The sequence below is a fragment of the Micromonospora sp. NPDC048894 genome (genome assembly GCF_040649765.1).
Classification (GTDB): Bacteria; Actinomycetota; Actinomycetes; order Mycobacteriales; family Micromonosporaceae; genus Micromonospora; species Micromonospora antibiotica.
In genome coordinates this window covers 607,506-620,692 of record NZ_JBEZFY010000001.1, presented here as the reverse complement: position 1 = coordinate 620,692, position 13,187 = coordinate 607,506, and the positions used below count along the sequence as shown (strand labels likewise).

The following is a 13,187-nucleotide window of genomic DNA, read 5'->3' as shown; positions in this document are numbered from 1 at the left end:
CTTGATCACCGGGGCGAACGGGGGCGGCCGGGCGACGGGGCAGCAGGGGCGCGCGGAGGCGCAGCGCGGGGCGGGGGCGTGCGGGGGTTACTAGAGGGTGCGGGTGATGTGTTCGGTGGAGATTCGGGCAGCCGACCTGGTGGGGTCGGGGTTGGCGCAGATGACCACGGAGGCGCCGGCGGCCAGCGGGGCGAGCAGCCATTTCACCGGTTGTTCGTGCTCGGCGGCGTCGACCAGCAGGCGGTCGCCGGGGCGCAGGTCGAGTTGGGCGGCGACCTCCTTCGCCAGGCGTCCCCAGACGGCGTAGCTCGTGCCGTCGGGGGTGGCCGGGGCAGCCGGGTGGACGGCGGCGTAGTCGGGTGGGGCGGCGGGGTGCCGGAGCACCTCGGCGGACCAGTCGAGCCAGCCCACCGGCACGTCGGCCAACAATCCGGGGCCGGTGCCGACGAGGTAGCGGTGCACCCCGTCGGGCACGTCCTCCAGCCAGTCGTCGAGGCGTTCCGGGGTGACGAACACCGCGTCGTACGGTCGGTCGCCGCCCGGTTCGAGGACCGGCAACCCGGCGGTGGCGCGCGGCCGGAACGACACCGCCATCCCCACCGACCAGGCCCCGAGCAACACCGCAGCGGTACGCCAGTGCGGCGGCAGCAGCACCGCGACCCGACTGCCCGGCCCCAGCCCGCACCCGTCGCGCAGCAGTCCGGCGGTGCGCGCCGCCCAGTCACCGAGCTGGTTCGCGGTCAACTCCGTCCGCTCCCCGGTCGCGTCGTCGCAGTAGGTCAGCAGCGGCAGATCGACCTGTTCGGGCACATCGGTCGACGTGGTGACGGCGAGGTGGGCAACCATCGGGCCTCCTGTCCGGACGGAACGCCCCACCCTACCGAGCCCACGAGCCACCGAGCGCCGGTCCAGCCACCACCCACCCACCGCACCGCACCGCAACGGGGAGAGTTGAGTACGCGTGCGCATGACATCGGCACCCGCCGCGACAAGACTCGACCCATGCGAACGAGGATCATGGTCGCCCTTGCCGGGGTCGGCCTGAGCGGGCTGATGTTGACCAGCGGCTGCGGCTACCGGGAGAGCATCTGCAGCGGTGGCGAGTACCCGGCGATCGCGGTGGGTGGGCAGGGCGGCAGCGCCTGCTTCCCCGACGGTCAGGAGCCGACCGCACCGTACGTGCGTTACCCGCAGGGCAAGGTCCCGCAGCATGTCGACGACGAGTGGGACGTCTACTGGCGGGACCACGGCATCGACGCGAACGGCACCGTCATCGAGCGGTGACCGGTTCGACCGGGCATGGTGGCGCGTGGCACGACGCGGCTCATGCCACCGGCAGTTCGGGGCCGCCGTCGAGCAGCGCGGCGAGCAGGTCGCCGGACTTCTCCACCCGCCGCAGCACCTCCCCTGCGGTGTACGGCTTCGCCGAGGGCCGTTTCCCGGCCGCCCCCGCCTCGACCTCGTCCCAGGTCAGCGGCGTGGACACCGCCGGCATCGACTGCGCCCGCAGCGAGTACGGCGCGACTGTCGTCTTCGCCGCGTTGTTCTGGCTCCAGTCGATGAAGACCTTCCCGGGCCGCAGGTTCTTCGCCATCCGCGACACGACCAGTTTCGGGTGTGCCTGCTCCAACTCCTGGGCGATCCGTTTCGCGTAGTCGGAGACGACCTCGGCGTCCTGGGTGGCGCTGATCGGGCAGCAGAGCTGCATGCCCTTCTTGCCGGAGGTCTTCGGGTAGGCCGTCACCCCGTCGAGGGTGAGCCGGTCGCGCAGCAGGACGGCCACCCGGCAGCACTGCCGCAGGGTGGCCGGCGGGCCGGGGTCGAGGTCGACCACCATCAGGTCCGGGTGGGTGCCGATCCGCCACTGCGGGGTGTGCAGTTCGAGGGCGGCGAGATTGGCCAGCCAGACCAGGGTGGGCAGGTCGTCGGCGACCACGTAGTCGATGGTCTCCCGACCCTTGCTCGATCCGGGCACGGGCAGCGTCTCGGTGCGTACCCAGGTGGGGGTGGCGGCGGGGGCGTTCTTCTCGAAGAACGAGCCACCGGTGACGCCGTTGGGAAACCTGATCCGGGTCAACGCCCGGTCGGCCAGGTGCGGCAGCAGCACCGGGGCGATCCGGGTGTAGTAGTCGATCACCTCGCCCTTGGTGAAGCCGACCTGCGGAAAGAGCACCTTGTCCAGGTTGGACAGGTCCAACGCCCGGCCGTCGACCTCGACCTTCACCCGCTCAGGCATCCTCCACCTCCCCGGGCGGCTTGTCGGGGCGCAGCCGCAGCACCCGGGGGAACCGCAGCCGCCCGTCCGGGGTGCGCTGGCCGTACTTGACCTCCACCACGATGAGGGGGGTTACCCAGATCGCCCCCCGGGCATCCTCGCGCGGCACGTCCCCGCCGAACGGCGACCCGTCGGTGCGCAGCGGTTCGAGTTCGCGTAGCAACTCCCGTTCCAGGGCCGCGCCGATCCCACCGCCGACCCGCCCCCGGTAGGTGAGCCGCCCGTCCGGGCCGGGCACCCCGACCAGCAGCCCGCCGATCTTCCGCGCGCCGGGCCGCCAGCCGCCGACCACGAAGTCGCCGGTCACCTCCAGTTTGACCTTCACCCAGTCCGGCGAGCGCACCCCGGGCCGGTAGACCGAGTCGGCCCGCTTGGCCAGCACCCCCTCCAGGCCGTGTTCCCCGGCCGCCTGGTAGGTGGCGGCACCGTCGGTGAAGCAGGGTGGCACCGCCCACCGGGCCGCCCCCAGCCCCAGGCCGTCGAGCGCCGCCCGCCGTTCGTGGTACGGCCACCCGGTGAGGTCCTCGCCCCGCAACCGCAACACGTCGAAGATCATGTAGGTGACCGGGATGGTGGCCGCCAGCCGGGCCGCCTTCGCCCGGTCCCGCACGTGCATCCGCTCGGCGAGGGCGGTGAACGAGGGCTGCCCGGCCGGGTCGAAGAGGACCACCTCACCGTCGAGCAGCGCGTCGTCGACCTGCTCGGCCAGGGTCACCAGCTCCGGGTACGCGGCGGTGATCTCCACACCGGAGCGGGCGTACAGGTGCGGGTGGCCACCGACCAGGTCGGCGAGCGCGCGTACCCCGTCCCACTTGAACTCGTACGCCCAGCCGGCACCCACCGGGAGCGGCCCGGTCGTCGCGAGCATCGGCTTCAACGGCGGGCCGGGCACCTGTCCGACTGTAGTTGCGCACGGAAGCGCGTGCGGCGGCTTCGATCGTTTGCGATCCTGGTCAGATCGGGGAGAGGAGCAGGGGATGCGGGCGATCTGGAAAGGAGCGGTGTCGTTCGGGCTGGTCTCGATCGGGGTGAAGCTCTACTCGGCCACCGAGGAGAAGGACATCCGGTTCCACCAGGTGCACCGCGACGACGGCGGCCGGATCCGCTACAAGCGCACCTGCTCGGTCTGCGGCGAGGAGGTCAGCTACGACGACATCGCCAAGGGGTACGACCTGGGCGGCGGCGAGCTGGTGATCCTGACCGACGCCGACTTCGCCGACCTGCCGTTGACCAGTTCCCGGGCGATCGACGTGCTGGAGTTCGTCCCCGCCGAGCAGGTCGACCCGATCCTCTACAACAAGGCGTACTTCCTGGAGCCCGAGGGGACCGCCACCAAGCCGTACGTGCTGTTGCGGGACGCGCTGGCCGACTCGGAGCGGGTGGCGATCGTCAAGGTGGCGCTGCGCCAGCGGGAACAGTTGGCCACCCTGCGGGTCCGCGACGGGGTGCTGCTGCTCAACACGATGCTCTGGCCCGACGAGGTGCGTACCCCCGACTTCGGTTTCCTCGACGAGGACCTGAAGGTCCGCCCGCCGGAGCTGGCGATGGCCGCCTCGCTGATCGACTCGATGGCCGGGGAGTTCCAGCCGGACGCCTTCACCGACGACTACCGGGCGGCGTTGCAGGAGGTCATCGACGCCAAGGTGGAGGGCCGTGAGGTGGTCCAGCCGGCGGAGGAGGAGGCCGCGCCGGCCGCCGCGGTGGACCTGATGGCGGCGTTGAAGGCGTCCGTCGAGCGGGCCCGGGTGGCCCGGGGCGAGACGCCGTCCGGCGGGGCGGGCGAGCCGACGCCGATCTCGTCGGCCCGGTCGGCCAAGCGGGCGTCGAAGGCCCAGCCGGCGAAGACCCCGACGGCGAAGGCGGCGAAGGCCCAGGCGGCGAAGGCGGAACCGGCGAAGAAGACCCCGGCCCGGAAGGCCCCGGCGCAGAAAGCGGAACCGGCGAAGAGAACCGCCGAGAAGAAGACCGCCAAGGCCCCCGCGAAGAAGACCGCCGAGAAGAAGGCCACCAGGGCCCCCGCGAAGCAGGCCGCCGAGAAGAAGACCGCCCCGCGCAGGAGCGCCTGACCGGGCGGGTTCCGACGCCGTCGGGGCAGGTCCGGCGTTGCCCCGGCGCGACGGCGGACCGTCCGCCGGGGCCCACCCCCGGCGGTCAGCCCATGCCGAGCTTCTGGGTGGGGGTGATCCGGACGATCACCCGCTCCTCGCCCGGCCGCCGGAACGGGTAGGTGTCCTGCCCGAGGTACTTCTTGGCCAGCCGGTCGATGTGCGCGTCGGCGCCCTCGGTGACGAACTCGGCGGTGCCCCTCACCCAGAGGGTGCGGAAGTCGTCGGCCCGGTCGACCACCGAGATCGCGACCACGGGGTTCCGGGCGATGTTGTGGTATTTCTGCCGCCCCAGGGCGGTGTTGAACAGGATGTGCTCGCCATCGACGTCCACCCAGACCGGGGTGACGTGCGGCGTGCCGTCCGCCTCGATGGTCGCCACGTGGGCGAGTTGCGGCTCGGAGAGCAGAGCCCGGTCGTCGTCGGTGAGGATCGCCATGGTCGAGAACCTACCGCCGCCCGGCGTCCGGCACCCGCCAAGAGAGGGAGGAAACCGGAGGCCCCGGCCCGTTCGGGGACACGGCGGGCAGGCGACGGCCCACCCACGGCATCGACCCGGGTACCGTGTGCGCTGGCCACGGCACCGGGTCGCCGGGCCGGCCACCCACATCAGCAGGGAGTCGAGGACGTGAGCGAGCGTACGGAGAACCGTTCGGCGGGCCAGGGCCAGGGCTCGGAGACGAAGGCACAGCGGCGGCTCGCCGCCCAGTTGGCGGCGCAGAAGGCCGCCGAGGCGCGCAAGCGCCGGCAGGCGTGGTTGGGTGCCGTGGCCGGCGTCGCCGTCATCGCGGTGATCGTCGGGGTGTTCGTGGTGGTGCGCAACGGCGAGAAGGAGGACCCGAAGCCGGCTGCCGCTCCCGTCGGCTGCGCGGGTGACTTCCCCAAGCTGCCCGAGGGTGCCGACCAGGCGCTCTGCACGAAGCCGCAGGCCACCAAGGGCGAGGGTGAGCTGACCGGGCTGAAGGCGACCCCGTTGATCCGGGGCACCGGCCCGGCCGCGCAGGCCGGCCAGCAGATCACCGTGAACTACGTGGGTGTGTCGTACAAGACCGGTGAGGAGTTCGACGCCTCCTGGAAGCGGTCCGAGCCGTTCACCTTCGGCCTCGGCCAGGGCAACGTCATCCCGGGCTGGGACCAGGGCATGCAGGGCCAGACCGTGGGCAGCCGGGTGCAGCTCGACATTCCCGCCGACCTGGCGTACGGCGACAAGCCGCAGCGTCCGGGTGCGCCCTCCGGCCCGCTGCGGTTCATCGTCGACGTGCTGGCGGTGCAGTAGACCACAGGGGTCTTCCGGTCCGACACCTACCGGCAGTAGGTTCGGGGTCACCGTGGGCGGCCGGCCCGTGCCACGGTGACCCCCACCGACCCGGAGGTGCGCGTGCCGGCGCTTGACGTTCCCGGGCGGACCGCCCGGGTGATGTGGACGCACGTCGAACCCCTGCACGCGATCACCTACTTCCATCCCCGGGCCCGCGCCGCCCACGAGGCGATCGGGCTGCGCGGCTACTGGCGGGGCTACTTCGCCGGCCGGGCCGCCCCGCTGGGCCCGGTCGACGCCGCCCCGGTGATCGCCGCTTTCTTCACCTTCGCCCCGCCCATGGTGAGCCGTGCGCTGCCGGCGGTGTGGCAGCTGGCCTCCCCCGAGGAGGCGTTGCGCGCCCGACTCACCGGTGCCGTGCAGGCGCTGGCCGAACTCACCTACGAGCTGCCCGAGGCGCACCTGGCCGAGGCGGCGGAGCTGCTGGAGGCGGCGGCTGTCGGGGCGGACACCGCCGGCCGGGTGCTCGGTGCGGCCAACGCCGCCCTGCCCCGGGGCGACTATCCGCTGGCCCGGCTCTGGCAGGCCGCCACCACGCTGCGGGAGCACCGGGGCGACGGGCACGTGGCCGCCCTGGTCGCCGCCGGTCTCGACCCGGTCGAGACGTTGGCCTTCCGGGTGGCCGGGGGCATGCCGGCGGAGCACCTGCTCGGCCGGGGTTGGACGCCGGAGCAGTGGGTGCAGGCCCGGGGCCGGCTGGTCGACCGGGGTTGGCTGACCGGCGACGGCGAGACCACCGAGGAGGGGCGGGCCGGCTTCCAGGCCGTGGAGGACGCCACGGACGTCGCCGCCGGCCGGCCCTGGCGGGTCCTCGGGCCGGACGGCACCGGGCGGCTGCGGGAGTTGCTCGTCCCCGTCGCCCGCGCCTGTCACACGGTCATCCCTACGGACAGCCCCATCGGGCTGCCCGCTCTGCACCCCTGACCGCCCCCGCTCTGCACCCCTGACCGCGCCGGCCCGGCTGCCGGGGCGGTCGCGGTCGACCACGCCGGTCCGGGCTGGTCGCGACCCCTCCCGCTCCGCCCGGCGCGATATTGACACACCTATTAACCTCAGGATGACCGCGACGTCGGGAGCGCTCCCACGTCGAGGTGGAGAGCCGTCCCCTAGTCCCCGTGGCACCGCCACGGGCCCCCACTCTCCAGGTCGGCTGCCGGTCGCCGCCAGCCCCATCGACCACCGCAACGACGACCGTCGTGCGGGCCGGCCCCTGTGCGCCGCAGCCTGCCCGGTCGCGAAAGGTAGGAACGTGCGACGTACGAAGACCGACCAGTGGACCCAGGAACTGCGCGACGTGCGAGACCCCGCCGAACTGTTCGGTGGAAGCGCCCAGACGGCGGTTCTCCGCCTGCTCACCATGGCGGGCAAGGTTCCCTTCCGGTCCGCCTTCGACGGGCTGACCCTGCGTGAGCAGGCATTCGTCCGGCACCTGCTCGGCCGGCAGCAGCTGCGCCTGACCCCGCCCGGCGACGACGTGTCGCCCGCCCGGTTCGTGCTGTCCCACTCGACGCTCGGCAAGCTGACCGTGCACGAACCGGCCCGGGGTGACCTGCCGACCGAGGAGGTCGTGGCCGAGATCGCGCTGCCCGACTGGATGACCGAGATGCTCGACGAGGAGTGCCTGGCGGCCGAGGCCGAGGAGGAGCACCAGCGCCACGAGCTGGACCAGCTGCTGCACGCCTGGCACGCCGACGGCAGCCTGCCGCAACGGCTCGAGGAGGTCATCGACTGGGTCGAACGCGTCGAGACGGTGCTGATCTACGTGCAGCGTCGGGTGTTCTCCCGCTCCGACTCCGGTTCCAGCACCCTGATCCGCGACGGCGTGCTGCCCGCGCTGCGGGACCGCGCCCCGACCGGCTGGAGCCCGGAGGAGCGGCTGTTCGTGTCGGCGATCCAGTTGCTGTTCCGCACCGGCCGGGCGGTGCGGTTCGAGGAGTTCAACGGCCGCCAGCTCAGCGCGGTCAGCCTGCGGCGGGTGCTCACCACCCGCTGTGCGACGTACCTGCGGGCGCTCGGCGAGCCGGTCGCCGGGCAGGTGAGCACGGCGACCCTGACCGAGCTGGCCGTCCTCGCCGGTGACCTGGTGGAACTCGTCGACGGCGGCGACCACATGCGCTACCGGCGGGTCAACGGGCTGACCTACGCCAAGGACGAGTACCTGCTGCCATGGGCGCAGGACCAGCGCCATCAGGACGAGCTGCCCCAGACGCTTCGTACCCTCAGCGGCCTCCTGACCGAGCAGGTCGACGACGGGGACGCCCCCACCTGGGTACGGGACGCCACCGCCGCCGCGCTGCGTACCGCCCACCGCGGTGGTGACCGGCACGAGCTGACCCGGATCCTGGAGGGCATCGTGCTGGGCGCGGTCGTCGACGCCCACGCCGACTACGGCATGTCCAGCGGCATCCGGGACCTGTCCCGGCTGAGCGGGCCGGCCGGGCAGTACGGCGAGGAGGTGGCGGGCCTGAAGAAGCCGGACTTCTTCTGCTGCGTGCTGCCCAGCCCGCAGATGGCCGCCGACCTGCCCGGCGACGCCGTCACCGACATCCTGTGGCAGGTCGCCCAGCGGATGATGTACAACCGTTGGCACTTCGTGCCCGGCAACTTCGACCGGGTCGAGGTGCCCCGGCAACGGCACTACTTCTTCCCGCCGCTGGTGCCCGACATCGGCGAGTGGGGCGACCTGCGCCACGGTGGTCACAGCACCGCCCGCGTCCGCTACACCCTGCGCGCCCCCGGCGCGGCGATGTGGAAGCAGCCGCTCACCGTCGCCGGTCGACAGTACCGGGGCGCGTTCGACATCCGGCTGGTACGCATGGACGGGCCACCGTTCACCCTGGACGACCTGCGGATCGCCTCCCGGTACTCCGCCCTGGTCGACGTGTTCTGGCGGGAGATCGCCGGCTACGCCGAGGCCCACGACGGTTGGACCCCGACGATCGCCTCGTTCGACGCCGACTGGTACGCGAAGCACACCTGGCACGAGCCGGTGGAGCGGCTGGTCGCGAGCACCCAGACGGTCGGCGGGCGCGCGTGAGCGTCCACCCGCACCACGTCGTCGTCAACGACGAGGACCAGCATTCCCTGTGGCCGACGGACCGGCCCGTGCCCGACGGTTGGACGACGGTCTTCACCGCGTCGACCGAGGCGTGCCTGGCGTACGTCGCCGAGCACTGGACCGACCTGCGGCCCGCGTCGCTGCGTACCGCCGACGGGTTCTCCTCCCCCGACGGGCGGCGGGGTCCGGCCACGGTGGACACCGCGCGGTCGGTCGCCACCGGGCCGCGCCGTCCGATCGACCAGGTCCCGTTGCACGTGCTCGTCGACGAGGCGCTCGCGGCCGACCCGGGGCGGATCGCGGTGCGCTTCGCAGGTGTCGAGGTCACCGCGGGTGACCTACTGGCCCGGGTCCGGCACACCGCCCGGGTGCTGCGGGCCCACGGTGCGGGTCCGGAGACGCCGGTCGCGGTGCTGCTGCCCCGCTCGGTGGACGCGGTGGTGGCGATCCTCGGGGTGCTGGCCGCCGGGTCGGCGTACCTGCCGCTGTCCGTCCACGACCCGGCGGACCGGCGGACCCGGATCCTGGCGGACGCGGGTGACCCGGTGCTGCTGACCGGGCCGGGGCACCGGGGCCTGGTGCCCGCCGGCTACCCGGCGGCCGTGCTCGACGTGTCGGCGTTGCCCGACGCGCCCGGCGGCGACGACGGTGACGGTGGCTGCCGGGTGGAGAACCTGGCGTTCATCATGTACACCTCAGGCACCAGCGGCGCACCCAAGGGTGTCCTCGGCACCCACCGCCAGCTGGTCAACTATGTGCGCTGGTGCGCCGAGGAGTTCGCGTTCCAGCCGCAGGAGCGGGCGGTGCTGCACGCCCCGCTGTACTTCGTCGGGTCGGTGATGACCCTGTTCACCGCCCTCGTCGCGGGCTGGGAGCTGGAGGTCGCCCCGGAGCCGGTCGCCTTCGACGACCTGATCGCGTTGACCGGCGTCGCACCGTGCGGGTTCCTGAAACTCACCCCGTCGCACGTACGGGCGATGACCGCCCTCGGTGGCGTGGACGACGTCGCCCGTCAGGTCATGATCGGTAGTGAGCCGCTGTACCTGACCCCCGAGTTCGACAGGTGGATCAGCAACAGCCCGAAGTCGGGCTTCGGCAACCACTACGGCATGAGCGAGACCGTCGGCGCCACCTGGTACTGGATCGGCACGGACCGTACGGTCGGCCGACGGCTGCCGGTCGGTGCGCCCATCCCCAATGCCGAGGTGCACATCCTCGACGAGCAGGGTCGGCCCGTGCCACCGGGTGGGACCGGCGAGATCTGCCTCGGCGGGGCCGTCATCGGCCGTGGCTACCACGGTCAGCCGGTGCTGACCGCCCAACGGTGGATCCCCCATCCGGCGGGCGGCGGTGCCCGGCTGCTGCGCACCGGTGACCTCGGCCGGTTGGGTCCCGACGGGGTGTTGGACGTGCTCGGCCGCGCCGACCGGCAGGTGAAGATCCGTGGCCAGCGGGTCGAGCCGCCGGCGGTCGAGGACGCGCTGCGCCGGTGCCCCGGTGTCGCCGAGGCGGTGGTGATCGCCGAACCCGACGGCCACGACCTGCACCTGGTCGCCTACCTGCGGTCCGAGGCGGAGCCGCGACCCACCGAGGCGCAGTTGCGCGCCCACGCCGCCGGGTTGCTGCCGGAGGCGTCCGTCCCGAGCCGGTTCCGCTACGTCACGCAGTACCCGCTCACCCCGAACGGCAAGGTCGACACCCGTCTGCTGCCCACCACCGCGACGGTACGACCCGCACTGAGCACCACGTACGTCGCGCCGTCCGGGGAGTTGCAGACGGCGGTGGCGGCGGTGATCGCCGGGGTGCTGCGGGTGGACCGGCTGGGGGTCGACGACGACTTCTTCGAGTTGGGCGGCGACTCCATGCAGGTCGTCGAGGTGGTCACCCGGCTCGACGAGGAGCTGGGCCTGCCGGTGGGTATCGCCGACCTGTTCGACCGCCGTACGGTGCGCGCCCTGGCCGCCGCGTTGGACGGCCCCGGCACCCCGACGGTCGGGACCCCGACGGTCGTGGCCGTGGAGCCGGCGGACCGGTCGACGCCGACCGGGGTCGGGCAGCCGGTCGCCCCGGACACGGCGATCCAGGCGCGGTTCGCCGGAGCGCCCACCGCCTCCGCACCGCTGACCTGGGGTCAGGTGGCGATGTACCGGCCCATGCAGTGGTTCGGGGAGGCCAGCAAGGACTTCAACATCAGGCGGGTGCTGCGGTTGACCGCCCCGGCCCCGGCCGAGCGGGTGACTGCGGCCTGGTCGGAGCTGGTGCTGCGGCACCAGGTGCTGCGGACCCTGATGACCGACGACGGCGACGGCCCCCGCCAGCACCTGCGTGCCGACGGGACGTACCCGCCGCTGGTGCGGGACACCACCGCCGACGCGCTGCCGCAGGCCGCCGACGACGCCGCCGCCGAGCTGGCCGGCACCGCGTTCCAACTGGACCGGGAATGGCCGGTGCGGTGGGCGCTGCTGCGGGTCGACGGGCTGGTCGAGGCCGTCGCCGTGGCCGCGTCGCACGTGTCGCTGGACGCCTGGTCGCTGGAGTTGCTGCTGGCCGAGCTGCGCACCCTGGTCGACGGGGAACGCGCCCTGCCCGCACCGGGCTGGCAGCCGTTGGACCAGGCCGGCTACGAGGCTTCGCCCGCCGGGCAGCGCCGGGCCCGCCAGTCACTGGCGTACTGGCGGGCCCGGTTGCCTGCGGTGCCGCACCGGATCTTCGACGGGCCGGAACACGACGGGGGTGCGCTGCCGGTCGTCACCTGGCGGATGGAGTCGACCGCCGTGGCCGCTGCCGCCGCCACCCTGGCCGAGCGGACCGGCGCGTCGTCGTCCACGGTGGTGCTGACCGCCGCGCTGCTGGTCCAGGCGGCGCTGACCGGCCGGGACCGGGCCGTGGTGAAGCTCATCGCGGGCAACCGGAACACCCCCCGTCAGCGGCAACTCGCCACCGGCATCGCCCAGAACGCGTTGCTGGTCTTCGACGTCGGCGACGGCGACGTCGAGGACGCGGTACGGCGCTGCTACCGCGACTCGACCGAGTCCTACTTCCACGCCACCTACCCGCCGGAGGCGTTGGACGACCTGATCGCGGCCGAGGGCGCCCAGGCCGACCTGTCGGTGTACTTCAACGACTCCCGGATGGGCCGGGAATTCGACCCGCCGACGGGTACGCCCGACCGTGCGACGCTTGAGGAACTGGCCGCGCACACCACGGTGCGGCAGCTCACCGCCGTCGCCCGGCACGACATGACCTTCTTCCTCGCCATGCCCCACCTCGCCGGGGGCTGCGCGCTGCACCTGCTCGCCGACACCCGGCGCGTGCCCGCAGCCACCTGCCTGCGGGCGCTGCGGGGCATCGAGACGTTGCTGTGCGAGGCGGTGCTGCGACCGGTGCCGGTCCGGGACGTCGCCGCGCTGCTGGACCTCGGTTGAACCGCCCCACCCCACCGCAAGGAGCCTCGATGACCGACCCGTACCCGCTGCTGCACCGGTTGGCCGCCGCCGACGACGACGCGCTCACCGGCACCCCGCTGCCGCCCGACGGTCGCTACCAGGTCGTCACCACCACCATCGACGAGGTAACCGCCCAGATCGTGCGTACCCTCACGCACGGGTTCGCCGGCCGCAGCCCGGCCGACTTCCCGCTGCTGGTGCTCGGCTGGGGGCGCTGCCGGGTGGGTTCGACGGCGGTGACGAACCTGTTCGGCATGGCCCAGGCGGCGGCCTACTACCAGCCGGTCAAGACCATCGGCCGGTTCGCGCTCACCGGTGGTGAGGGTTCGCCGTGGAAGCTGCCCGACGGTGAGCCGGTGCTGTTCGCCAAGGAGATGGCCGGGCCGTACGTGCCGTTCGAGGCGTTGTTCAACCCGGCGCGTTGCCTGATCGAGGCGGGGTGGCCGGTCGACCGGCTGCGCCTGCTGGTGCTGGACCGTCAGCCCCGGGCGTCGCTCGACTCGTGGATGGCCAAGTGGGCCGGCAAGATCGGCCGGGAGCGGGTGGTGCAGAACTTCGTGCTCAGCACCCTCAACTACGCGCGGATGCGCCGGTACGCGGCGGCGGAGGGGCTGGCGGTGACGCACTTCCCGTACGAGTGCAGCCGGTTCCCGCAGGAGACGGTGTCGCGGTTGTTCACCCGCCTCGACATCGGTCACCTGTACCGGCCGGAGATGCTCACCGGTTGGGGTGCCGCCGGTGACCTCAACTCCGACCAGTCCAAGATCCACAATCCGGTCGAGCCGGAGCCGTACGTCGTGCCCGGCCTGCACGGCAACGCCGACGAGTACCGCTTCCGGGAGCGTCAGGTCACGGCCCTCACCGAGGCGGAGCTGGCCGTGGCGGACAGCCCCGAGGTGGTCGACTCCTACCAGCTCTCGGTGCGTGGCTGCGCCCAGGAGCTGGAGCTGCCCGTGGTGCTGCGGGACAAGGTCTTCGGCTGACC

At 72.9% G+C, this 13,187-nt stretch carries 11 protein-coding genes; 7 read left to right on the top strand and 4 right to left on the bottom strand.

Translation table 11 applies throughout. From position 1 onward, the window contains the following. Positions 1-90: 90 nt before the first annotated feature. Positions 91-846 (bottom strand): TIGR03089 family protein, encoded by a 756-nt coding sequence (locus AB0C22_RS02930; RefSeq protein WP_219466093.1) that lies wholly within the window; start codon positions 844-846, stop codon positions 91-93. Between the two features lie 156 nt (positions 847-1,002). Here AB0C22_RS02930 and AB0C22_RS02925 point away from each other — a divergent pair, with 156 nt between their 5' ends. Continuing rightward, positions 1,003-1,284, top strand: a complete 282-nt coding sequence (locus tag AB0C22_RS02925) for a hypothetical protein (RefSeq protein ID WP_357533137.1) — start codon at positions 1,003-1,005, stop codon at positions 1,282-1,284. 40 nt (positions 1,285-1,324) lie between these two features. Here AB0C22_RS02925 and ligD (AB0C22_RS02920) read toward each other — a convergent pair whose 3' ends face one another. Next, positions 1,325-2,236: a non-homologous end-joining DNA ligase gene (gene ligD / locus AB0C22_RS02920; RefSeq protein ID WP_357533135.1), complete on the bottom strand. Its 912-nt coding sequence runs from the start codon at positions 2,234-2,236 to the stop codon at positions 1,325-1,327. Then, entirely contained in the window at positions 2,229-3,167 is a 939-nt protein-coding gene (gene ligD / locus AB0C22_RS02915; protein WP_219466085.1) for a non-homologous end-joining DNA ligase, read from the bottom strand. The genes ligD (AB0C22_RS02920) and ligD (AB0C22_RS02915) overlap by 8 nt, the downstream gene beginning before the upstream one ends. A gap of 85 nt (positions 3,168-3,252) precedes the next feature. Between ligD (AB0C22_RS02915) and AB0C22_RS02910 the strand changes: the two genes are divergently transcribed. Next, complete coding sequence (locus tag AB0C22_RS02910) at positions 3,253-4,341, top strand: Ku protein (protein ID WP_219466082.1); 1,089 nt, start codon at positions 3,253-3,255, stop codon at positions 4,339-4,341. 85 nt (positions 4,342-4,426) lie between these two features. Here the strand turns inward: AB0C22_RS02910 and AB0C22_RS02905 are convergent, their stop codons facing one another. Continuing rightward, positions 4,427-4,819: a PPOX class F420-dependent oxidoreductase gene (locus AB0C22_RS02905; protein WP_208565601.1), complete on the bottom strand. Its 393-nt coding sequence runs from the start codon at positions 4,817-4,819 to the stop codon at positions 4,427-4,429. A gap of 189 nt (positions 4,820-5,008) precedes the next feature. On the opposite strand from AB0C22_RS02905, the gene AB0C22_RS02900 reads away from it, so the two are divergent. From AB0C22_RS02900 to AB0C22_RS02880, 5 genes are all read left to right on the top strand, one after another. Further along, positions 5,009-5,656 (top strand): FKBP-type peptidyl-prolyl cis-trans isomerase, encoded by a 648-nt coding sequence (locus AB0C22_RS02900; RefSeq protein WP_208565600.1) that lies wholly within the window; start codon positions 5,009-5,011, stop codon positions 5,654-5,656. A 141-nt stretch (positions 5,657-5,797) separates the two neighbouring features. Then, complete coding sequence (locus AB0C22_RS02895; RefSeq protein ID WP_357533350.1) at positions 5,798-6,622, top strand: hypothetical protein; 825 nt, start codon at positions 5,798-5,800, stop codon at positions 6,620-6,622. Positions 6,623-6,947: 325 nt separating this feature from the next. After that, complete coding sequence (locus AB0C22_RS02890; RefSeq protein ID WP_357533133.1) at positions 6,948-8,735, top strand: hypothetical protein; 1,788 nt, start codon at positions 6,948-6,950, stop codon at positions 8,733-8,735. Beyond that, a complete protein-coding gene (locus AB0C22_RS02885) occupies positions 8,732-12,181 on the top strand; it encodes an AMP-binding protein (RefSeq protein ID WP_357533131.1) in 3,450 nt (1,149 codons plus the stop codon). Before AB0C22_RS02890 ends, AB0C22_RS02885 begins: the two co-directional genes overlap by 4 nt. A gap of 29 nt (positions 12,182-12,210) precedes the next feature. Further along, complete coding sequence (locus tag AB0C22_RS02880) at positions 12,211-13,185, top strand: hypothetical protein (RefSeq protein ID WP_219466072.1); 975 nt, start codon at positions 12,211-12,213, stop codon at positions 13,183-13,185. Positions 13,186-13,187 lie beyond the last annotated feature (2 nt).